Here is a 22,423-nt window from a genome sequence, read left to right on the forward strand (position 1 = left end):
GCGGCAAGCGATGGGAGTGACGCGACATGGCAAAGCTCCGGGTACCTTGATGGGATACCTTAATTTTGTCATGGCCAGCGAAAAAACCGATTTAGACCTTGGTCGAGGATGGGCGATGCTTCATCTACCGCCCTAAACCCAGCCTTTTACCTCGGCATCCGTGAGAGGACGCTCCAGCTTCATGTATTCGCTGCGGGCCGCCTGGAGAATATGCTTCATGGCGATCGCTTCCCCTGCATCAGCGGCCAAAAAAGCAGCATTCAGCGCAATATTGCGAATGTTGCCACCGGGCACATTCAACCGGGCCAGTTTGCCATAGTCCAGATCAGCCACAGGTGTTTGAGCTGGAAAAATGCGCCGCCAAATTTCGGCACGCTGCACCGCATCGGGAAAAGGAAACTGCACCACAAATCGAATGCGTCGCAAAAACGCTTGATCCAACGAGGTTTTGAGATTGGTGGTAAGAATCGCCAGCCCACGATAGGCCTCCATGCGTTGCAGCAAATAGCTCACCTCCAGGTTGGCATGGCGATCGTGAGAATCCTTCACCTCTGTGCGTTTGCCAAATAAAGCATCCGCCTCATCAAACAGCAAAATCACGCCGCCGCCCTCTGCCGCATCAAATACGCGCCGCAAATTCTTTTCTGTTTCGCCAATGTACTTGCTCACCACTGCACTCAGGTCAATGCGATACACATCCAACTGCAAGACCCCACCCAAAATTTCGGCAGCCAGGGTTTTGCCAGTGCCGCTTCCCCCCGCAAATAACGCGCTAATACCCAGCCCCCGCTGCCCTCGATTACCAAACCCCCAATGCTCGTAAACCTTGGCTCGCTGGCGCACATGGGCTGCCGCCTCTTGCAAAATACTGAGTTCCTTTTCCGGCAAGATCAAATCATCCCACGTTGCACTGGGAGCAATGCGCTGGGCTAGGGCGTCGAGGTGGGGGCGGGCGTGGCTGCGGCAGGCTTCCCACAGAGCGGGCAGCAATGTCTGTTCTGAAACAGTTTGAACCGTACCGCAAATGGTTTCGATGGCAGTCCGACTGAGGTTGAAATGATCGACCAGGCTATCGATATGGCCATTGAGCGAGATCGTCCGCTCTGCGAGCTGGTGTTCCCACACTTGGCGCTGCTCGTGAGCGCTGGGAATGGAAACCTCCATGCTGACCTGCGATCGCCGTGAGGGTGCTCGTCGCTCTTGAGTGGTGAGAATGAAGGGAGCCGTTAAGGTATCGCACAGATGGGCGATCGCCCACTCGCGGTCTCGGTTGACACCATCCAAAGTTTCGCAATTGAGTAAGAGCACCCGTCGATTGAGCTGCCACTCCCGCGCTGCCAAATCGTGAATTAACTGCACCTGGGTTGGGTCTGTGGGCAGAGTTTCCGCCGTGATTGCCCACAATTCCAGATCTAGCGACTCGCATGCCGTAGCAGCGATCGCCCCTAAACTGTCTCGATCTGGCCCCCACAGTTGCACCAGCGGAAAGGGGCGCTGCTCTTGCGAAGCCTGCACCCACAGGTGGGCCAACTGCTCGGCCAGTACCCGGTGCGACGCCACTACCTCCTGCGGCACCATGCGGCTGGCTCCCAAGCGCAACAGCCGTTCATCCAGCGAGCATTGTCCAAGCAAATAGTGCATCACCTGCTCATCAAGCCGCAGGGGGCTGGTGGTCAGGGCATCTCCGGGGCCAATATCCATCAACCGCCAGCGGCGCAAAGGTGCATCGGGCTGCAGCGCGGACCAGTGGGGAGATGGGGCGATCGCCAACGCCAGCCCCCACGTAGGATATACCCGCTGAGGGTGCCGCTGAGCCGATGCACACACATTGCCCCAGGCGGGATCTAACTCCATGCCAGCCCCCAGCAAAATCACATCCCGCTCAAAGGCAGACAGCCCCAACAGCTGGCACAATCGCTTCAAAGCCACAGGGTCATCTTGTTGAGCCGAATCAAACGAGGTTGAGGCAGATTCCAAGGTTGTCCACGCTGCAGCATCAGCAGACTCCGCCTCGGCATGGTACTGCAACCTGTGGCGCAACTGGGCGATCGCCCCCATCAAGCCGCGATAGTTGGCCTCGTACCAGTCCGTTGGGGTTGGCAGCAGGGCAGGCATCGCTTACTCCTGGGAACTCGGTTGGCGGGTATCGTAAGTTTGGCGTACCTGCTTGGACTGTTGCAGCACCTTGATCACCGAACTCACATTCTCGTCCACCACCTTGCCCTGTTTGGCAATTTCCGACCGCAAGGCTGCTACCTGCTCCGACAGGCCCTGCTCTCGGCTACTCACCACCAGCGCCATATCTTCAAACAACGCTGCCAGTTCCCCAAACTCATCGGGTCGAGGTGTCATTTCTGCCAGCTCATTGAGCGGGTAGCGGTTTTGTTTAATTTCCGCAGCCGCTCGGGTTAGCCGCTCAATGGGGTTAACCAACCATCGCGACAGCACAATGCTCAACAGGGTCACGGCAGCCGTAATCAAGCCACCAGCCAGCAGCGTGCGCTGAGCGCTTTGATAAATTTTTCCCGCAAAGTCGGCTTCTGGAATCGTCACCACCACTAACCAATCCAGGTTCTTGTCCTTGAAGGAATACACATCCACCCATTGGCGCTCGCCTTGGAGATAAAAGAGCAATGGTTGGTCTGTCGGAACCGCCAAAAAGCCGCCAAAGGTTTCTTTCAAATAGGTAGCAGTCTCGCGGATTTGCACATCAGTACTGGCAGTTGCCTCTAGGCGAAACATCCCATCCACTCGCGCCTGAAATGGCAATCCTTGCGATGTCGCAACGAGTTCTCCTTTGTCTCCCGCCACCCGCTCAATAATGAAGGCTCTGCCATTTTTACTAATCTGCAATCCGTTCAAAAATTGACTGAGGGATTGCAGATGCACATCGACTCCAACAACTTCTGAAATGGAGGCGCGTTCGTTCGTAATTGGCACGGCCAACGTAATGGTGAGATCGGGCGGTGTGGCCGATTGGTAAATCTCAGTCCACACGGCAGATTGAGTGGCGATCGCCGCTTGATACCAGGGACGTTGCCGTGGATCAAAGCTTTGCACTTGAGGGGGACCAGCGATCGCGCCCTGGGCATTCAAGGCATAAATCCGGCGTTGATTTTCCGTTGCAGCATTGCGAATCGAAAAATCAAATTCATCATTCTGTAAGCGCTTCACCTGCACAAATTCACCCTGATTATTGGCATATATCAGCGCATCTCCCCCCGGCGAAAACCGCACCAGCTGCCAAAAATATTGCCGCACCCGATCTGGATTTCTCGAATCCAGCGCCCCATTACTAAACTCTGCCACCAACAAGTTATTCAACAAATCAATTTCAGCGATGCGATCTTCCAACCGTTGTTCAATGCGATTGGTCACTTCACCGCTAATTTCTTGGATCAAATCCGCAACCGCAGACCGACTACTGCGAAACGCCAACAGGCCCGTCAGCCCCATACCCACCACCACCGGAAGCAACATCATTGCTGGCAACACCCAACGAATCGACAACCAGCGATTCACAGGCGCAGCCGAATTCCCAACTGGAATATCAGCCGGGCTCCCAGCCATCGCTCCAGGCCGTGGAAGTGAGCTGGCATGAGGCGTATCATTTGGCTGGGGGGATGCATTCATGGAATTTGTACCGTTAGCTGACCAGGATTCAAAATCGATATCACTCCGCCCCAGGTACACATGCACTTGCAATTGTTATTCAGGGCAGGAGAGTTATTCACCAGAACTGTCAATGAGCCCGGAACCCAAGGGGCAGCAGTTACAGGAATGCACGGCATGGGCGTCAGCACTCCTAAGGCAGCCGTCGTTGCCGTTGCGACAGTCGGATTCGCCAAAGACGTACACATGCCAAAGGGCGGAATGTTGGCGATGGGAATGTGATCCATAATCGTTGCAGCCAAAGGTCCACCATCCATGACTGGCGGGCCTTTGGGCACCACCACCAGCGTACTCGGAGCAAGCCCAAAGCTGCACTGCAAGGTTGCCCCCATGACGACTTGAATTGCCATACTGGCTCTATCCCTCTGCATCAATTAATTTTGACAATGCCACCTTTCACATTCGTCATTCCCGAGCCTTGAATGTCAACCATCATGCCCTGAACTTTTGCATTCGAGGTGGCCTGTACCGTAACTTGTACTCCCTTAATCTCAATCCCAGACGGGCTCAAGGTAATAGAGCTTGGCCCCACCTTGAGCGTAATACTCTGCTGTCCCGTTAGGGTAATACTACCGCCATCAACCTGAATGGTACTCGTTTTACCGGTCTTGCCAGATTGAATTTGGAGAGAGCCACTGGAAGTTAGTTGTAGGCTAGAAGCTTGATCATTCATGAGCATGGTATGACCACCCGTAGTTTGCAGCTCTAGCTTCTTATTTTGGTCATCCAGTCGTGCAAAGATCTTTCCGACTGTTTTCAACTCGGCATATTTATCCGTATCGTTGATGTGTAAATAATGCTTATCTTTTGTTTCTAAATACATGCCTTGTTTGCTGGCACCTTTTGTTTCTTCAACAAATTGCAGCTTGTGTCCAACTCGGGTTTTCAAGGTACGCAAGCGCACTTTTCCATCCACAACACTTTCTGCCACCGCTTCCGGCGGCGCATCCATACCGTTCCATACATTTCCAATAATGTAGGGACGATGAATATCAGCATGCTCAAAGGCGACAAGAACTTCATCATTAATTTCGGGGAGCCAATCCATGCCTCGGCTGGGGCCTGCGCCCAATGTTACGACTCGTGCCCAATAGCTGGCATGCTCTTCCGTCAGGGTAGGAAATTTGACGCGTACTCGTCCCCAGCCTTTGGGGTCTTTGTTATCGGTTACGATAGCCGCCAAGCATGTTTGCCCTGGCTGCAACTGGGTGGGCGGTGAAAGCATACTCAGCAAGTCGCCACCCCGCAACCCACGCACACTAAACTCGGTGGTATATTTTCGCTCGTGAAACAGGTGTCGTGTTGCGGTGATGTAGTAATCGCCAGAATACTGGCCCAAGCCCACCAGTTTCACCAGCTTACCAGGGCGGAGGTTGGGGTTACCTTCGCTCATGGCATCTCCCTGCACAAACTCATCTCCAAGTTCGTCGCACAGGGCAGTCGCAATTTTTTGGGCCTCGTTATTTGAACTGACACACTGATCGACCACGATGAGCTTGGGAGTTGGCGGTTTTCCTTTAAAGCAGGTTGCGGTGGCTTCGCCCTTGCCGTATTGCGTGGTGGTTAGTGAATTGCTGGCATTGCTGGTTTCAATGATGGGGGCTTTTTTTTGAATATCCCATCCTCGCACTTCTACGCTGCTGACCTGTTCGGCGTTCGTGACCTGTACTCGAAAGCTGTGCAGATCTTTGAGCCATTTCAAGGATAGGCTTGCATTCTGCTTTGGTTTGCGAAAGTACAGCTTCCCGTCTTGCACAAACAGCTCGTAGCCGTAGCGGGCTGCACGCGATCGCAAAAATTCCATATTGGTTTGGTTTTGCTGAAAGATGTAGCCATTGGCATCATTAATATCGCCATATCCAAAAGGGCCGCCGGTTTCATCAACCGTTCCGATAGGAATGCCAACTTCTCCGGCAATCTTTTTGACAATGTCGGAGTCGGTTTCATTTTGAAACGAGCGACTGTAGCGGCCTCGATGCAAGCGATGGGAAACATCATAACCCCGCACAATGATTGGCGCTTCGGCTTGGCTGGTAAAGTGGGCTTCGACAGCGGTAATTTCGCCATCAAACACCGTGCCATCTTCCGCTTCTGAAAATTCCGTTGCTTCCGTGGTGCTGGAGACAAACCCGACCTGCACGGTATTTCCCAGCTTAAACAGATCTGTATATTTCCACGTTGCATCTTCTTCCCGCCCGGAAAAGTAATCATTCCGAAACATGAAGGTAAACATTCCAGGAAGATGAAGACTTTCTTCGATGGAGATTTGCACCAAATCTTCCAACAAGTCCGGTGGGGCAAATTCTCCGCTAATTTTGATAGTGGGCTGGGGAATGTAGGAAACAACTGCTGGACACATAGGCGATCGCACACCCACCAACCGTGGGAACGTAGAGGATCTCTCGCACCTACCCTAGAAGGTGCCTTGGCAAAACGATATTCAACAAAAGTCGAGTGTTGGGCTCATCCAAGCAGGGGAACCCTTCAATCTGGCTGGGTGGGGGACATGTCAACCGTCTGGCAAGCTGTCGCGAATCACGGTCTCTCACGGGGTGTCTTCGGGGAATGGGTTAGGATTCGGTTCGCAGCACCACACGCGGGCTATCAAACCAGTTGTAGGTTGGACTATCGGGGTCGAGATCGACCCCAAGCGGACTTTCGGCTCCATCCACCACGATCCGCACAAGGTATTCGCCAGGTTTGATCAGCCGCAGCACAACGGTTAGTTCCGACGTTTCGTGGGAACGTGGCGGCACATCGACCAAAAACGTGGCAGGTTGCGATACCGACCACTCGTAGAGCGAGAACAGCACAATTTGCTCAGGGGCAATGCGGGGGCTTACTTCTAGCTGAAGCACCGCAGAACAATGCTCCTCATCCACCATGTCTAGCTGAGAAACGTGAATCGACTTAATCACCGGACACAGGCTAAACGGGGCGGGGTTAGAGACGACGCAAGGCTGAGGGGCATTGGCATCGTGGCCCGGAAAGGTCATGGCAGCGCGCTGAACCACTTGCAAACTTTGCACACCCGCCCGCAGGGCCTGCGGAGCAACGGTCGCAAGGGGCAGCAGCAACTGAGTTGAGCTGACTTCCCGCGGAACGACATCTAGCCCGCCAATGCGAACCTGAGTGTAAATGCCCTGAAGCTGGCGACCTTGAATGAGCAGGGTGCTATCAGGCAGAATGAGCTGCATCCGGCCACCCTCTGCCATGACCTGATCGATTTGCGGACGACTGAGGAAGGGAGAAATGCCATGAATTGGGCGATCGCGCACGGGCAGGGCCTGTTGTGAGGGCTCTTCGCCATCAATGACTACTGCCATCACCTTGTAAGCGATAGATAGGCTATAGGGCGTTTGCACAAATACCGACCACAGCTTTGACAAATCTTCCAAAGACAAATCTTCGGGAATAATTTGCAGCTCTTGCACTTGGTTCGCCAAGTTGGACAGCCCCAAAAACGTAAAAGTAGAGTCGCTGAGGGTATCTTGAATCAGAACAGGCGACAGGCTCGTGCAATCATTAAATGTGCGCACGGTACTGCCCAATAAACGCTGCGGTTCTAGTTCGGCTTCGTTGCCGTAAAAGCTCAGTAAATAGTGCAGTTCCAGCACCGAATGACGCCAGGGAGATTGCTTATTGCGCGATCGCGCAACGGTTGAGTCGGGGCTTTTCAGCGCATTGTTGCGGGTGATGTGATAGAGAAACAGATTAATTCCAGTTTCAGGAATGCCCTGTCCAACTCGATGGGGAGCCACAGTCGAAATGCGAACCCCTTCGACATCTCGCTGCACGCTAGCCTGCAACGTTCGCTGCAAGGCTGCGGTTACCGTGGCGATCGCCAAATGATTGCTCATACCGATACCAGCCCCAGTTTTAGCGCCTTGACAATGGCCTGGGTGCGGCTTGTAACCCGCAACTTTTCAAAAATGGCAGTTAAATGCGCTTTGACCGTCGCCACCGTAACATGCAAATGCTGGGCGATCGCATCATTTGAGGCACCTTGCGCCAACCAGTGCAACACTTCACGTTCGCGATCGGTTAAGTGAATAGAGCGGCACGCCTGTAGAGATTGGCCAGCATAAAAGTGAAACAATCGAAAAAAGCTGGCGGCGATCGCTGGCGAGAGATATACCTCATCTCGCAGAATCGTCATAATCGCATCCACCAACTGATCGGCGACATGATCCTTGCATAAATAGCCTTGGGCTCCAGCCTGCATCGCTCGAAACACCCATTCATCTTCTCGATGCACCGACAGCGCTAAGATCTTGGGCGAGTTGGGCATGCCTTGCAGCTCTGTGAGTACAGTAATGCCGTCACTTTGCACCAGCTCCATATCCAACAGCACCAGCATGGGATGATGAAGCTTGACCAAATGCAGCGCTTGTTCAGCGGTGACCGCTTCTCCAACCACCTCAAACTGTGCGGCAGCATTGGCATTACAAAAATTTAATAAGGTGCGAATGCCTTGGCGAAACGGTTGAGAATCATCAACTAAAAGTAAAGAGATCGGACGTGAATGCTCCATAGGTCAGCAGCTATCCTTTTCATCGCAAGGTGCAGAGAGGCAGCAGCACATTGATCTAAGCATCGTGTTTGGTTGAAGTGGGAGACGAGATTGGAGAAGGTAGCGGAAACGCAATCGAGAACTGTGCCCCACCATTTGGCAAATTGTCAGCCCAAATTTGGCCGCCGTGATCTTGCACAATTTGATGGGCGATCGCCAATCCTAAACCCGTTCCCTGAGGACGATTGGAATAGTGAGCCTGAAACAAATGCTGGAGATCAACTGGCGTGAGCCCAGGGCCTTGATCAGCAATCGTAATGAGGACTTCTCGATGAAACCGTTGCCAATGAATGCTAATTTGCCCATGCTGCGGACTAAAACACAATGCATTGTGCAGCAAGTTTTCAAAAAGTTGCATTAGCTGAGCGCGATCGCCCATCATCTGCAACGGCTGAGTCGGCCAAACAAGGTGCACCTGTTTGTCTTGAACCAATAGTTGCAATCCCTGTCCTACATCTTCCAGCAGCGATAGCATGTCACACATCTCAGACTGAATGTGCGTTCGCTGGCAGCCAGCTAACATATCCGCCAAGTGATCGCTTAAGTGTCGCACGGCATCTCGAATGGCAACCACCTGTAACCGTTCGGGCTCTTGGCTCAAGCTGCGATACAAGTTGGATGCGTAAAGATGAATCACGGCCAACGGATGGCGCACCTGGTGTTCAATGCGTCGCAAAACCTGTTTGCAATACTCAACCTTTTTCAGCAAGCGATCGCGCTGCCGATCTAGCGCGATCGCTTGCTGAAAAACATCAACTTCTAGGGCAAGTTGCTGCGGCTCCAGTGCCGCTGCCGAACAGTTGCCCCACAGCAACACATAAGCCCACTGTCGGCTGAGCAGCTCGCGAAACCGTAGCCCATAGATTAACGTGGCCGGGCTTGCCGAGGGCACATACTCAAACCACCAAACATCAGGCTGAAGCTCCTTTTCGTCGCGTTCCAGGCCGTGCAAAAACTCTTCAGCAACCCAAACATGACACAACGCCTCTTGCTCTGGCGTCAGCGATCGCACAACAGCTTTCAGAGCTTGCCGTTGATGGGATGCGGGGTTGAGCAACGGATGCGGATAAATCAACCAGCCTGCGATCGCCGATACCTGACGCACCAACCGCATTAACTGCAACTGCCCGACCGCACACGGTTCAATTGGCTCAACAATCGATGGCTTCTCGTCAGCTGGCGCAGCTTGAATCATAAGACAACCGTTAACGTCCTGAAGGAACAACATCAATACCCAGGGCGATCGCAAGCAACCCTAACTTCAACAAACCGACACAGAAAGGGACGATTGGCGGATCAAGCGAGCACAGACAAGAACTTACCTGCTCTTATCTCAACGAATGATCGAAACAGAACGTTCGTTTCGCTTGCTGTTTACCAACTGCTTAAAACGGTAGACGGGTCAAATGCTCCTGTTCTATCAGAGTGATTTCGCTAGCATCTTCCATAGCATCTCACAGCAATTTTTTTTCAATGCTCATCTTGCATCAAAACTTTATTGAGCAGGAACTCCATCAATGGTTGCAAAAGAGAAATTCACTCGTTTAGGTCAAGTCCCCCTATCAACTGATCCCAGCATGCGAAAGCTCAGCCTTTTGAACCTCATTCCGTGCGCTGTAGATGCTTGACAACTATGAAGTAACGGAATGAACGATCCGTTTGCTTTAGCAATAATCTCTACCCATAGGAGCATTGTTTTTTAAAGACTGCTTAGAAAATTAAGGTTTCCTTTTGTTTTCAGCCGCAGTCAGCCAACTCTTAGTCACGTATCGCAACATAAGCAAAACCAGCCTCATCCCACTAAGATTCTCTCTCCAAAATTTTCGACCTAAGTCTAATAACGCCCAGACACCGCCAAAACTAAGCTAAACCTGCGAGCTCATTCGATCACGGTTTATGATTCCTGCGATCGCCCAGGCAGTAGCCAACATTCTCGTTTCAGGAACCTCGCTAACAGATACAGAACAGATTGACTTCGGTTATCCAGGTCTTGATAGCGGGTGCAAGCCTTACCTAAATCTTTATCTCTACGAGATTCAAGAAACCCCAAAACCCTATCCTCCCGTTCCGCCTTACACGCAGACCCACCCCACCGCCACCGCTCAACCGCTCCACTGGTTCAATGCCATCTTTGTGCTCACCGCACGAGATCACACCACCTTAGGCGAACACCACCTCCTGTCCGAAAGTCTCACCATGCTGCTGCAACACCCTTGCATTCCTACGGCGTTTCTTTCGCCTGCATTCAAGCATTACGGTGAACTCCCTCTTAGCGTTGCTCCCATGACGCTCATGGCCCAGTCAACCTTTTGGAGCGTCATTGGCATTCCCCTTCAACCCGCCCTGCAAATCATCGTGGCCATCCCATTCGAAGTTCCAACGCTACAGCGCCCCTCTCTGGCAGAAACGCACTTGCCTCACGCCCCACCCTAACGGTTCACAACCACCCATGCGGCTCAAACCACGCCCATCAACCAGCTAACACGTTCACAGCCCATCGTTCCAGTGCCAGTCTTTCCAGTGCGACACCCCGAGGCGATCGCCCCACCTAGCCCTCAATTTGGTCCAGTTCGCTTGACATCAATTTTCTTGAAGAAGGAACCCTTCCTATGGCATTAGATTACTTTGCACCAGGTGTTTACGTTGAAGAAGTTGACCGGGGTAGTCGCCCCATCGAAGGGGTCAGCCTAAGTGTCGGCGGCTTCATCGGATTTACCGAAGACGTGCGCGGTGATGCCGAACTCTTCAAACCCATGCTCGTCACCAACTGGAACCAATATTTAGAATACTTTGGCAAACCCGGTTCCGACGGTTACACCGACTTCAACGCTTACCTGCCCTTCGCCGTCAACGGTTGGTTCCTCAATGGCGGCGGTCGCTGCTGGGTCACCAGCATTGGCACTCGGCTCCCCGGCTCCGAAGCACCCCCACCCGAAGACACAGGCTATAAACTACCCACCTCCAACGGCAAACCCTCCCTACGGTTTAACCTGCAAGCCCAGGCCGATGCTCCAGCCCTCCCCGCCGCAGGCGATAGTGGCCGCGTTCAGGTTTTGATTGAAGACAGCACCCCCAAGCCGCTCCCAGAAGACGCCGCCGAAGATGCTGAACCGCCCATGAACACGGGCGAATTTTTCAGTGTATCGGTTACTCGCAATGGCGAAGTGTTGGAGAGCTATCCCCACCTCACCATGAATCCCGAGCCAGAAACCGAGGTAGCAGATTACGTACTCACCGCCTTAGCCGAGTCAGAATACGTTGCCCTAGCCGACATTTCCATGGCAGGTCAGCCGCTGTCCCGCCGTCCCGCCAACGGAATCTACGAACTGGCTCCTCCCCCCTACATCTCCCCCGAAAACCGCTTCTCGCGCGACCTCCAGGGCCAACGCGACGACCGCACCGGTATGCAGGGCATGTTCGAAATTGACGAAGCCGCCATGATCGCCTGCCCCGACCTGATGCGGGTTTACCAAGAAGGGCTCATGGATATCGACCAGGTGCATGGCGTCATGGAAATGATGCTGAGCATGTGCGAAAACTCCTTCCCCGGCCCCGCCTACCGCATGGCCGTACTGGATGCGCCACCCATCAAACCGGGCAAAGGCATGAGCGCCGTTGCCCCCGAACAGCAAAAGCCCCAAGATGTTGCCCAATGGCTTAGCATGTTCAACCGTCGCTCCATGTTTGGTTCGCTGTACTATCCCTGGATCAAAGTTGCCAACCCTCGTAATGGGGGCCGCCCCATCATGGTGCCACCCAGCGGACACATGATGGGCATTTGGTGCCGCACCGACGAATCGCGGGGAGTGTTCAAAGCACCCGCCAACGAAACGCCACGCGGAGTTTTAGGGCTCGCCTACGAAACCAACATGCGAGAGCAAGAACTGCTCAACCCAATGGGCATTAACTGTATTCGCAACTTTGCCAATTACAACCGAGGCTTCAAGGTATGGGGCGCTCGCACGCTCGTTGAACCCGACAACGTACAATGGCGCTACATCAGCGTTCGCCGTTTGCTCAGCTACATCGAAAAATCCATTGAAATTGGCACGCAGTGGGTCGTATTCGAGCCCAACGACCAAGACCTATGGGCACGGGTAACTCGCACCGTGAGCAATTTCTTGGAGCGGCTATGGCGCGAAGGTGCCTTATTTGGCGGCTCTCCCAGCGAGGCCTTCTACGTCAAGTGTGATGGCGAACTGAACACCCACGAAACGATGATGCTGGGTCGGCTCTACATTGAAGTTGGAGTATGCCCCGTCCGTCCAGCAGAATTTGTCATCTTCCGCATTAGCCAATGGGCACCTGGCCAATAAACGGGCTCCGATGAGCAGTTTTTTGTAGCAAAACTCTACAAAAAACTGCTCTCTTTTGCCGTTTTGGACCCTGAAATGTTTTGCACCTAGAAAAAGGCATTTCAATCATTGCAGCTGTCCGATGCATTCACCAAGCTTCTAATGCCAGCCTTGCCTTTTTCCTCATCTAAAAAACTGCTATCCATGTCATTGGGAAGTTGGGACCTATGCCAATTGTTACCGTTGAGAATTTTGAACTCAAGCTCGATAAATTCAGTGATCCATTGCTGTTGAAATCCGTAGATGTTCCCGCTTACAAAACCGATGTGCAGGGTGGTGATACCTTGATGTCGGGAAAGAAGGGAGCCGTACGGCAAACCTTGACCAAAAAGCGAGAATCTGCCGTGCAAATCAAAGTCGTCACCTTAGCCAGTGGCGATCAAGCCAGTACCAGCTCAATCTTGCGAGGTTGGCTGAATGAATGCATGCCAAAGTCAGAGGATGGCAAAGGATTTCCCGATGCCGCACGCACGTCTGGCTCAATTGACGCCTATGACTCGGCTGGCAAGGTAATTGATTCTTGGAAGCTGTCGGGCGCCTGGGTTTGTAAGTATGAAGTTGGTCAACTAACGATTGATGGCGGAATTTTGGAAGAAACCTTTACGCTTCAAGTCGATCAGTTTGATCCGGGATAACGGTTACGTTGCAACAGAGTTCACATATCTGTTGAGTTCACTTTGCAAATTTCCGTTCTTGCAAGCATTCAAACCTCATTAACACCTCATTAGCAACCGCTGTCATCATGTCGGAGAAACACCATGCCTGAGTATCTGTCTAGTGATAGTTTTTCAGTTGAGCTGGAAGGTATCACCAATTTGATTGTGAAAGAAGCGAGCGGATGGGGAGTGGATATTTCTCCATCGGGTGCTGAAAATGCCATTGGTTCTGGGCCAAAGGGCAAGGCTCTGGTACTCAGCACCCCCAGCCAGCCCAAATATGGCTCGGTCAAGCTAGTTCTCATTCCAGGGGCGCATCAACAAGGAGATGACGAAAAGCTGTGGAAATGGTACAGCGATTGTGCTTCTAAAGCGAATTTGGGTGAAGCCTCGAAGGCACGGGAACTGCGCAAAGCGATGACCATTAATGTGTACTATTCAGGTACCGATGCCAAAGTTGGCGTGAAGTACGAGTTTCAAAATGTGATGCCAAGTAGCTTTGATGTGCCTGCCCGTACGGCAACGACTAGCGATTTAGAGACTTGGACGTTTGAGCTGCAATTTGAACGGATGAAGTTCTCGTTGAAAGATCCCTAAGCGGAGGCAAAGTCGCCATCTAAACGATACCAATGATGTAGCTGGCTGTTGGCTGAACGCTAGCTGGTGGATGGATGTAAAGCTATCTGTGGAGGAGCGATCGTGAATGAGTTTCCAGAAATTCTGTCAACCTGTCGCTTCTATTTGGAACTAAAGCTAGCTGGTAGCAAAGATTCAGTAGATGGCTATTTTATGGAATGCAGCGGCTTCAAAGTCACGCAAGAAGTTATTGAGCTTTCGCATGTTACACCTCAGAAATGGGGTAAGGATGGGAATGCATCAGGCCGGGTAGTTAGCACAAAACTTCCCGGCAATTCTGGCGTGACCAATATGGTGCTAAAGCGAGGACTGACGTGCTCCATGACCTTTTGGAACTGGATGGAAGCAGTGCAGGATGGCAAGTGGGCAGAGCATCGACGGGATGGATCTCTTGTCATTTACGACCAAGCTGCGATGGAACAGTTTCGGTTGGAATTTCAAGGAGCATGGCCCGTCAGTTACAGCATTGCTGATGTAAAAGCCGAGGGCGGCAGTTTGGAGGTGGAGGAAGTAGAAATTGCGGTAGAGGGGCTGAAGCGAGTTAAGGTTGAAGCGCAGTGAGGAAACAGTGACCAATGCAAACAGAATTTGAATTTGAGTTACCCAAAGGGTACTTGGATGGGGATAACAATATTCATCGCAAAGGGACGATGCGGTTAGCTAAGGCGATCGACGAAATTGTGCCAATGCGCGACCCACGGGTGCGATCGAATCCGGCCTATGCAACGGTGCTCATTTTGTCGCGGGTGATTACTCGATTGGGGGCACTGGATGACGTTTCGCCTGTGGTGATTGAGGATTTATTTGCCTGTGATTTGAGCTATTTGCAGAATTTTTATCGACACATTAATGAGTTGGAAGTAGAACCATCGCCAATGCCGGTTTCGGCCGTTTCATAACCTTGATTGAGTGGATGATTGATGACTTCGGTTCTTCCTGCAACGGAATTTGCATTTGTTTTACCACGTGGGCTAGCCGGAGCGGATGGTTCCGTACATCGAGACGGGGTGATGCGGTTGGCTACGGCGCGGGATGAGCTGGTAGTAGAGCGCGCTCGCACGGCCCAGGCTCATCCTGGATATGGTGATTTGGTCATGTTTGCTCGGGTGATTACTCGGTTAGGAAATTTGACTGAGATTACCCCCTTGAGTTTAGAAGACTTGTTTACTGTCGATTTAGCCTATTTGCGAGAGTTTTATAACCGCATTAACCAATCCAATCGTGCTCATATTCCCGCCGAATGTCCCCAATGTCGCCACAACTTTTCGGTCGACTTATCGCTCGCGGGGGAATTGTAAGCTACCCCGCCCAAGACCTGCGGGAGGAGGTAGCGTTTTTATCGATGCAGGTGCACTGGACACTCGATGAAATTTTGAGTTTGGAACACCGCGATCGCAACCAATGGATTGATCAGATTAACCGCCTCACAACCTAAGTCACCCATAGCAGAGACCTATGCCAAAATTCACGGCTTCCACATTTGCTCAAGCCCAGGAAACAATACAGCCGCCAATTGGGCTTGGAAACGTGCCGCTGAAATCGGCAACAGTCACGACGCCATCTGGGGATGAACAGGAAGAATTACTACAAATAGCTGCTGAAATTTTGCAAGATCCAGTAGCGATGCAATATTTGTGCGACCGCGTTTATACCCTATTGCAGCAGGATATACAACGGCAGCGAGAACGATCGGGTGGATACGGTCGTAGATGGTAAATCAATCGGTGATGGTGATGATTGGGCACATGTGGAAATGGATTGCAAGTAAGTGCAGGCGATCGCAATGAGCAAAAACGGAAATATCACTCAAGAACTTAACTACGTTACCGCTAACCGATTCTATGTTGAAATTGAAAGCCAACTTACCGCATCTTTTACAGAGTGCGATGGACTCGGCGTTCAGGTCAAAAAGGAAGTTTTGTTTGAAGGCGGAGTCAACGAACAGCAGCGAGTGCTGTTAGGCCAAAGTGAATTTTCTGATGTAACGCTGCGCCGTGGACTGAGCGATAGTTCTGTTTTTTGGGATTGGATTTCCCCCCTGATGGCTCAGCGGACTGGTAACCAGGCCATCAAAAACCATCGTCGCAATGTCAATATTCTTGTGTTCAACCAGGCTGGTGAAATCATGCAATGTTGGACGCTGATTGGAGCGATCGCCACTGGATGGAAAGCACCCGGTCTTCAGGCCCATGCAACCACAGCAGCAATCGAGGAGTTAACGCTGGCATACGAAGGTATAAAAGTCACGTTCAAAACCAAGAGCGGCGGAGCTTCGATTCTAGAAGGTCGGGGTCAGTCGGGATACTTTTCGAGTAACTAACTATCTAGCGGGATGGGCTGATGGCTGACCAATTTGCAGATACTGCCAATCCACCTCTGGGTCATCACCATCCTTTGGGAAGTAATTCCTTTCTTGGAGGCACGCCTCAACGGCAACTGCTGGGTGCGCGATCGCTCACCGTACTTGACCTGTCAACGTTTTTTCCTTACGGAATTCCCGATTTCGATCATGATTCAGCCGCAGATGAGCCCTCCAACTCAGAAGCTTCTCGTCCATCGGCTAATGCATCAGCAGAAGCAACTGTACAGCGCTCCGTTGATAGTGAAGTTGATATTCAACAAGCCGCGAAGGGAACTGTCGGTCATATTCAAGATGACACTTCTGGGGCGATCGCAGAAGTTCAGAAGACAAACCTTTCGAGTCAATCGCCCACCCCTTCTCACACAACAGAATCATCACCCAATACGGCAACAAATCTTCCAGCCTCTTCACCTCCAACAGGACATGAACTTTCGTCTCCTGCAAATTCGTCATCTGTAGACTCTACCCCCCCCATTCAACGCAGAACCGAACTCACATCTTTTCATGCAGGCACGCTTCAATCATCGACCCATTTGCCTGCTGAATCTTCCACGGCTGACCCTGCACCGTTGACCTCTCAGCCATCGACGCCAAGCAATTTTGCATTCCAGAGCCCCAATCCTGCAATATCATCAGCGAACTTAGAAGCGATCGCTCAATCTGTAGATGCGCCTCAAGCTCACACGTCCCTTCCTCCTAACTTAGATAGCAGTATTCCATTTGTAACTCCAGTTCCGGCTCCACCATCTTTAGCAACACCAGAAAATTTTCTCTCCCAGAAGGAAGATGAAGCGATCGAACAGGTATCTTTTCCCCATCTGTCAGATACAACGTCTCAATCGAGAGATGGGCAGCAAAGTACCAACAGCACATCTGCCGAACCGATTACTTCCGAAAATAGCACCAACAGCACATCTGCTAGGTCTATTACTTCCGAAAATAGAAGTCCATTGGTCAATGAATCTGCGGATCAATCGACCGATTCACTTTTGAAGGAAGTTTCTCCTCCAATTCAGCGAAGTACCACATCAACTGATATTCCCTCCGAGCCTACAAGTTCCATCATTTCGGATATCACATTAGATCATACTTCTGCGATCGCAGCTACAAATCTCGAAACGATTGCACAGACATCGATTCATTCTGCGCCAGAGCAAATTGTCAAAGCATCGATTGACCAACGATCTTCGCCAACCGTTGGTTTATCCTCTAGTGCAACATCTTTTGCAGAAGCCAGCTCTTCCGCAAAGAATGGAACTAATCGAGAACTACCGACAGATCCAGTTCAATCATCATCCATCACAGCCTCCAACAGCTCTGACGAGTCTCCACTAACATCAAACCCGATCGCTTCAGCCTCCTCATCCCAAACTACCAATCTTACTGCTTCCTCGACTCAGGGAAGTCACTCGCACCCGTTACAAGAAGTCCCTCTTCAAAGCAGTTTCGCAACCGCCGAAACAATTTCTAGACAGACTGATCCAGGCTCCACGTTGCACGATTCAGCCTCAGTGGAAGCATTTTCTGATATCTCTTCCATTCCTCAAGAAGATCATACTCTTGTCGCAGAGGAAATACCTGAAGATGTTATCGCTCCGTCAACAGAGCCATCTCCAAGTTCATCCTCATCCGCTCAATCATTTACTCATTCCGCAGAATCCCCTAAACCAGAATCCCCTAAACCAGAATCTCCTTCACTAGGACTTTCTTCAACTGTTTCACCACTCGCCACACCAAAACTTGTTGACTTAGAAGATCCCAAAAACCTTGTCTCTAAAACAGCTTTCTCTCCCACACCGGATCAAGTTTCTAGAATACAGAAGTCAGGCGAAACACTTCTTCCCTCAACGACCCCAAGGCCGCCGCTAGACGTGCGATCGCACGATACCATCCCAGCAGAACAGGAAAACACAACTTCTCAGCCTAATTCCATCACTCATGGGTCGATTTCATCTGCACCAGAACAAATTTCGAAGGTGCCAGAAGTATTAGTACAAGAATCATCAATACCAGAATCAACACCAAACCAACTATCGCCCGACTTAGCTACTTCAAGCTTGCCCGTTCCATCTGCCAGCGATCGCGCTCATGCAATCAGCAAACACCCTGAAACCGTTCATGCTACGGCAACTCAGCTTACTACCCCCACCTTAGAAACATCCTCTAGCACACAGGATATTAACCCTTCTCCCGCAGATTTATCCGCTTCTTTACCAACATCTCTCACCCCAGAAGCAACGCTGCAACGGAAAGTCGAAAACAAGGTGCGATCGAACTCGACTGCAAGTTATTTACCGTTATCAGACAAGGCTTTCGATTTACCTAAACCGTTAGCCTCTCCATTGCCCATCACGATACAAGATTCCGCCAATCCAGCACCAGCACCGCCTGCTTTTAATACAAATCCTGTCTCAGCAAATTCATCAAAACCACCTGTTTCTGATGCAACCAACCATTTAGGAAACAATTCACTCCCATCAAATCTAGGGTCAAACGAATCAGCTCCACATAAAAGTTCTGCTCTTTCAGCTCCAGACATTACTGCATTTCAGTCGGAGCAAATTGCGCGATCGCCCATCCCAGAGCCGCCTTCACCCAGCTCAGAGATTGGGGAAATACCACCAGCATTACCAGAGTCCAGTTTTGAAACTCACCATCCGTCCATCAGTGCATCAGAGGACTCCACATCTCAGGCAGAAGTTTCTCCCAGCCCTGTATTACCAATCCAACTTTCTGCAAAAATAGACAGTGCCTCACTGCCATTCTCATCACAACAAGTTACTCCTTTTATAGAAAACAATGAGAATTCTCAGGACAAAAACTTCCCCGAGAATTCTCAGCAGAGCAAGATTCAACGACAGCCAGAAGCAATCCCAGCAACCCCAGAAGTATTTCCTGTTCCAAGTATTTCAAGTGGGGACAGTAGCGATCGCCCCTCTCCTTCAATGCCTCGTCATGCCGATATATCTGCCGAGCAGATGCCCGCAGAGGTAGAGTTAATCCAGCGATCGCCAAATGTTGCTGCACCAGACATCAATAGCGCAGATTCATCATCCGAAGCATCTCAAACCTCTGCCCAAAGTCATATTCCTTCTGTCAATCCAGAGCCCTCTTCATCTCTATCCGAAGAATTTACATCTAAATTAAGTATCCTTCCTCCACACCATGTAGCCGACGCGGCTAGTATATCCAGTCAGGTATTCACGAACGCATCCTCATCTCATCTTAATAGCCATACCCTGCAACGTTCCGAGGCTGCATCTGCGATTGAAGTTCCTCAACCGCAGGCAACCAGTCTTTCTGTTAATGAATCGCGATCGCCTATATCTTCAGAAGAGTTGCTCAACTCGGCACCTTTACCTGAACATGAACCCAGCCCAGCCGTTCAAGAAATTTCCTCTAGTGACAGCCTGCCAACCCTCCAGGCTCGGCATTCAGAATCATTGGAGCATCCAAACTCATCTGTACTTCCTTCATCCGACCCGCTCTCTACGGTTCCTGAGCCGACAAATTTTGTTGCGAACCAAGCGAACCCATCAGCCGACTTTCCCTTTGAGCAGGAAAGCCAACAGCCCACAGTAAATTTAACAGACACAACATCACCTGACACTGTAGAGCCACGGTCAAATCTTATTCAACGATTTTCGGAGCGGAGATCTGAATTTCCTACCGAAGCGACCAACTCGATCAGCGATGGATTTGGTCAGTCCCTGCAAGCATTTAGCGATATTCCAGAGGACACATCTCACTCTGAGGCAAGCGATTCCAATCACACAGCTTTTCCAGTCCCAGCTGATTCCACAAACCTGCCATCCCAAGAAACGCTCACAGAGCCAACAAGTCTCCATCCAGAACCGACTCCTGATGCTGCGCCACTTGATCAGCCTACGAAGCCACAACCTCTCCAATTGGAGACAACATCGGAGCGATCGCCCACCCCTGAATCCGGCTCCACAGTACAAAGACAGCCATCGTCTACCGATGAGATCTCTAAGCAGTCGGTCAATTTCCAACCGCATTTCAATCCTGCAACCAAAGACCAGCAATCCCAATCTCCACAAACTCCATCATCCGATTTTCAGACCGATGGGGAAGTAACATCATTCACCAATTCATCAGCCACCGTACCTGAACCTCGATTTGACCAAGGCCAAACTTCCTTTGATCTGCCACATGTGCAAAGGCAGCCAACCTCTGGGAATATTGAGGAAGTTGGCTCAAATTCGGAAGTAACACAGGCTCAAATTCATACAGACGCTGGAGAAGTTTACTCGAACAACGATGGGGAAGTTCCACACTCAGTAGCGCTCCATGGCCAAGCTATCTCAGAGGTGAACTCACCCATCGAAGTTCCCTATGCAACAGAGCATCACCCTGGCACTGAGCCACCACCTGTGCAGAGGCAACCACTCGTTGATCACCTTGGAGAAGCCGGCGCTGACATAACCTCGGATTTATCTGGTCTCATATCCACACCAGAGCGCGTCAGTTCTCCCCGTGTTCAGCAACAACAGGAACACGAGCGACCCCGCTTCCTACCTACAGAAGAACCGCAACCTGGGCACATCTTTATAGGACCTCACATCGGTTCTGGGGAACCCCATGCGCAACCCTATGTGCAAAGACAACCACAGCCTACGCAACCCCAAGCATCGCTGGAACGATCGCCTACTTTTGGCCTAGAAGCCTCCGACACTCCTTCGCAGCAACCATTTGGACAACCAAGCGATCGCCCTGAAAATTTCTCCCTCCAGGCACCCAGTCCATTCGCGGTAAACGCACCTGTATCCACAACCGACACACCTCCAATTCGCAGAACAGAGGCAGGTTTCGAGCAGGTGGAAATTTCCACCGAGCGATCGCCCTTACCCATTCCGTTAGTCACGAATGACGATGAACCAGCATCGACCGTTCAACGCACAGAGCAAAATTTCCCATCAGTCACGAATGACGATGAACCAGCATCGACCGTTCAACGCACAGAGCAGAACTTTTCAAGCACCCATACCAACTCGCCAGCGATCGCCAAACCCACCAGCGATTTGGCCCACGCGAAAGCAGCTCACGAAAATATCCAGTTACCTCTCCAACTGCCATCCACGCAATCATCCCTTCCACAACAGCCACCAGCACCGATAAATCAAGAACCGACGCCTTCCCTGCAAAAAGCTGTAGACACCACTCAGCCACCAGAGCGATCGCCCACGCGGGTCAATCCGGCCTCGCTGGCGTCCAATCCGACTGATAACGCAACGGCTGACAGCGCGACCGCTGATAACGCAACGGCTGACCGCAAAACAGTGGACAGTTCCAACCTTGCGAGTCCTTTCCCCACCCAAGTTAATACCCATACGTCCGAGAGTTCACAGCCGGAACCCGTGCTGCAAAGGACAGTTCAACCAATCGGTATCCTTCAGTCGTTGGCATCTAAACCCTTGTTCCACAAGGAAGACAGCGAAACACCTGCAACAAATCTCACAGATGGCACACATAGCCCACCGATGATTCAAGCAAAGGCGATCGCCGCTTCTGTTACAGAACCCCAGGCCACTGCAAGCACATCATCTACTGATTCCCAGTCACCGGAGTCATTTTCGCTAGAGCAACCCCCTCTCCCCAGCCCAGAACTCGCTCCCCAGATCCCCGACCAATGGACCAGTCTGGCAGATCTGTTAACAGCCTCTAGCACTCAGACTCCTAGATCTTCCAGCCCAGTGCCCCTCAGCTCTACACCCATCACGTCGTTAGCCAACCCATCCCCAGCCAACCCAACTCCCCAGGTACAAGCCAAGACCGTTCAGCCTGTGCCCAAGGTCGTTTCTTCCAGCGCTGCTCGCCCAAACTCAACCGTGTCTGCCTTTAGTCCAACATCAACTTCCACGCGCCCTCGCTTATCTGTTCGGCGCGATCGCCCCATTCATCGCGATCGCCCCCCTTTACAAGCCAAGTTGATATCTCCACAAACAGCCAAACCCATGGCAGTTCAACACATACAAGCCTTTCAAGATGAGCCCTTTACCACCATCACCAGTGAGCCAACTCTCCCCGCCAAGCTAGAAAGTCTAGAGCGGCTCGCCCAGGAAATTTACCATTTGCTGCGGCAACGGCTCGCAGTCGAGAACGAGCGGCATGGACGTGTTTATCCAAAACGTTTTCGCTAACCCAGGAG

18 protein-coding genes are annotated in these 22,423 nt (G+C 51.5%); 11 read left to right on the top strand and 7 right to left on the bottom strand.

Going from position 1 to position 22,423, the window contains the following annotated elements; genetic code table 11:
* Positions 1-132 precede the first annotated feature (132 nt).
* From ACQ4M4_RS18210 to ACQ4M4_RS18240, 7 genes are all read right to left on the bottom strand, one after another.
* Positions 133-2,115, bottom strand: a complete 1,983-nt coding sequence (locus ACQ4M4_RS18210; RefSeq protein WP_430685872.1) for an ATP-binding protein — start codon at positions 2,113-2,115, stop codon at positions 133-135.
* 3 nt (positions 2,116-2,118) lie between these two features.
* On the bottom strand, positions 2,119-3,633 hold the full coding sequence (locus ACQ4M4_RS18215; protein WP_430685873.1) for a cache domain-containing protein: 1,515 nt from the start codon (positions 3,631-3,633) through the stop codon (positions 2,119-2,121).
* Entirely contained in the window at positions 3,630-4,022 is a 393-nt protein-coding gene (locus ACQ4M4_RS18220) for a DUF4280 domain-containing protein (protein ID WP_430685874.1), read from the bottom strand. The genes ACQ4M4_RS18215 and ACQ4M4_RS18220 overlap by 4 nt, the downstream gene beginning before the upstream one ends.
* Before the next feature lie 20 nt (positions 4,023-4,042).
* Positions 4,043-6,031: a VgrG-related protein gene (locus ACQ4M4_RS18225; RefSeq protein ID WP_430685875.1), complete on the bottom strand. Its 1,989-nt coding sequence runs from the start codon at positions 6,029-6,031 to the stop codon at positions 4,043-4,045.
* 211 nt (positions 6,032-6,242) lie between these two features.
* On the bottom strand, positions 6,243-7,532 hold the full coding sequence (locus tag ACQ4M4_RS18230; protein ID WP_430685876.1) for a DUF4255 domain-containing protein: 1,290 nt from the start codon (positions 7,530-7,532) through the stop codon (positions 6,243-6,245).
* A complete protein-coding gene (locus ACQ4M4_RS18235) occupies positions 7,529-8,206 on the bottom strand; it encodes a response regulator (protein WP_430685877.1) in 678 nt (225 codons plus the stop codon). The genes ACQ4M4_RS18230 and ACQ4M4_RS18235 overlap by 4 nt, the downstream gene beginning before the upstream one ends.
* A gap of 55 nt (positions 8,207-8,261) precedes the next feature.
* Positions 8,262-9,440, bottom strand: coding sequence for a sensor histidine kinase (locus ACQ4M4_RS18240; protein WP_430685878.1), 1,179 nt, complete (start codon positions 9,438-9,440; stop codon positions 8,262-8,264).
* A gap of 701 nt (positions 9,441-10,141) precedes the next feature.
* Between ACQ4M4_RS18240 and ACQ4M4_RS18245 the strand changes: the two genes are divergently transcribed.
* From ACQ4M4_RS18245 to ACQ4M4_RS18295, 11 genes are all read left to right on the top strand, one after another.
* A complete protein-coding gene (locus tag ACQ4M4_RS18245; protein ID WP_430685879.1) occupies positions 10,142-10,678 on the top strand; it encodes a Pvc16 family protein in 537 nt (178 codons plus the stop codon).
* Between the two features lie 176 nt (positions 10,679-10,854).
* Positions 10,855-12,561, top strand: a complete 1,707-nt coding sequence (locus ACQ4M4_RS18250; RefSeq protein WP_430685880.1) for a phage tail sheath family protein — start codon at positions 10,855-10,857, stop codon at positions 12,559-12,561.
* A 206-nt stretch (positions 12,562-12,767) separates the two neighbouring features.
* Complete coding sequence (locus ACQ4M4_RS18255; protein WP_430685881.1) at positions 12,768-13,235, top strand: phage tail protein; 468 nt, start codon at positions 12,768-12,770, stop codon at positions 13,233-13,235.
* Positions 13,236-13,358: 123 nt separating this feature from the next.
* Positions 13,359-13,853, top strand: a complete 495-nt coding sequence (locus ACQ4M4_RS18260; RefSeq protein WP_430685882.1) for a phage tail protein — start codon at positions 13,359-13,361, stop codon at positions 13,851-13,853.
* A gap of 102 nt (positions 13,854-13,955) precedes the next feature.
* On the top strand, positions 13,956-14,453 hold the full coding sequence (locus tag ACQ4M4_RS18265; protein WP_430685883.1) for a phage tail protein: 498 nt from the start codon (positions 13,956-13,958) through the stop codon (positions 14,451-14,453).
* A 14-nt stretch (positions 14,454-14,467) separates the two neighbouring features.
* Positions 14,468-14,791 carry a hypothetical protein gene (locus ACQ4M4_RS18270; protein WP_430685884.1) on the top strand — a complete coding sequence of 108 codons (324 nt, stop codon included), beginning with the start codon at positions 14,468-14,470 and terminating at the stop codon, positions 14,789-14,791.
* 21 nt (positions 14,792-14,812) lie between these two features.
* On the top strand, positions 14,813-15,190 hold the full coding sequence (locus ACQ4M4_RS18275) for a phage tail assembly protein (RefSeq protein WP_430685885.1): 378 nt from the start codon (positions 14,813-14,815) through the stop codon (positions 15,188-15,190).
* A complete protein-coding gene (locus tag ACQ4M4_RS18280) occupies positions 15,142-15,327 on the top strand; it encodes a DUF6760 family protein (RefSeq protein ID WP_430685886.1) in 186 nt (61 codons plus the stop codon). Before ACQ4M4_RS18275 ends, ACQ4M4_RS18280 begins: the two co-directional genes overlap by 49 nt.
* 20 nt (positions 15,328-15,347) lie before the next feature.
* Positions 15,348-15,608, top strand: coding sequence for a hypothetical protein (locus ACQ4M4_RS18285; protein ID WP_430685887.1), 261 nt, complete (start codon positions 15,348-15,350; stop codon positions 15,606-15,608).
* A gap of 67 nt (positions 15,609-15,675) precedes the next feature.
* Positions 15,676-16,212: a phage tail protein gene (locus ACQ4M4_RS18290; protein ID WP_430685888.1), complete on the top strand. Its 537-nt coding sequence runs from the start codon at positions 15,676-15,678 to the stop codon at positions 16,210-16,212.
* A 20-nt stretch (positions 16,213-16,232) separates the two neighbouring features.
* Complete coding sequence (locus ACQ4M4_RS18295) at positions 16,233-22,415, top strand: hypothetical protein (protein WP_430685889.1); 6,183 nt, start codon at positions 16,233-16,235, stop codon at positions 22,413-22,415.
* Positions 22,416-22,423 lie beyond the last annotated feature (8 nt).

The sequence above is a fragment of the Leptolyngbya sp. AN02str genome (assembly GCF_050565595.1).
In the GTDB taxonomy this organism is placed as follows: Bacteria; Cyanobacteriota; Cyanobacteriia; order Elainellales; family Elainellaceae; genus Kaiparowitsia.

Excerpts from the sequence above, each read along its gene's own strand:
- ACQ4M4_RS18210 (WP_430685872.1), bottom strand. The coding sequence starts at position 2,115 with ATGCCTGCCCTGCTGCCAACCCCAACGGACTGGTACGAGGCCAACTAT.
- ACQ4M4_RS18215 (WP_430685873.1), bottom strand. The coding sequence starts at position 3,633 with ATGAATGCATCCCCCCAGCCAAATGATACGCCTCATGCCAGCTCACTT.
- ACQ4M4_RS18220 (WP_430685874.1), bottom strand. The coding sequence starts at position 4,022 with ATGGCAATTCAAGTCGTCATGGGGGCAACCTTGCAGTGCAGCTTTGGG.
- ACQ4M4_RS18225 (WP_430685875.1), bottom strand. The coding sequence starts at position 6,031 with ATGTGTCCAGCAGTTGTTTCCTACATTCCCCAGCCCACTATCAAAATT.
- ACQ4M4_RS18230 (WP_430685876.1), bottom strand. The coding sequence starts at position 7,532 with ATGAGCAATCATTTGGCGATCGCCACGGTAACCGCAGCCTTGCAGCGA.
- ACQ4M4_RS18235 (WP_430685877.1), bottom strand. The coding sequence starts at position 8,206 with ATGGAGCATTCACGTCCGATCTCTTTACTTTTAGTTGATGATTCTCAA.
- ACQ4M4_RS18240 (WP_430685878.1), bottom strand. The coding sequence starts at position 9,440 with ATGATTCAAGCTGCGCCAGCTGACGAGAAGCCATCGATTGTTGAGCCA.
- ACQ4M4_RS18245 (WP_430685879.1), top strand. The coding sequence starts at position 10,142 with ATGATTCCTGCGATCGCCCAGGCAGTAGCCAACATTCTCGTTTCAGGA.
- ACQ4M4_RS18250 (WP_430685880.1), top strand. The coding sequence starts at position 10,855 with ATGGCATTAGATTACTTTGCACCAGGTGTTTACGTTGAAGAAGTTGAC.
- ACQ4M4_RS18255 (WP_430685881.1), top strand. The coding sequence starts at position 12,768 with ATGCCAATTGTTACCGTTGAGAATTTTGAACTCAAGCTCGATAAATTC.
- ACQ4M4_RS18260 (WP_430685882.1), top strand. The coding sequence starts at position 13,359 with ATGCCTGAGTATCTGTCTAGTGATAGTTTTTCAGTTGAGCTGGAAGGT.
- ACQ4M4_RS18270 (WP_430685884.1), top strand. The coding sequence starts at position 14,468 with ATGCAAACAGAATTTGAATTTGAGTTACCCAAAGGGTACTTGGATGGG.
- ACQ4M4_RS18275 (WP_430685885.1), top strand. The coding sequence starts at position 14,813 with ATGACTTCGGTTCTTCCTGCAACGGAATTTGCATTTGTTTTACCACGT.
- ACQ4M4_RS18280 (WP_430685886.1), top strand. The coding sequence starts at position 15,142 with ATGTCGCCACAACTTTTCGGTCGACTTATCGCTCGCGGGGGAATTGTA.
- ACQ4M4_RS18285 (WP_430685887.1), top strand. The coding sequence starts at position 15,348 with ATGCCAAAATTCACGGCTTCCACATTTGCTCAAGCCCAGGAAACAATA.
- ACQ4M4_RS18290 (WP_430685888.1), top strand. The coding sequence starts at position 15,676 with ATGAGCAAAAACGGAAATATCACTCAAGAACTTAACTACGTTACCGCT.
- ACQ4M4_RS18295 (WP_430685889.1), top strand. The coding sequence starts at position 16,233 with ATGGCTGACCAATTTGCAGATACTGCCAATCCACCTCTGGGTCATCAC.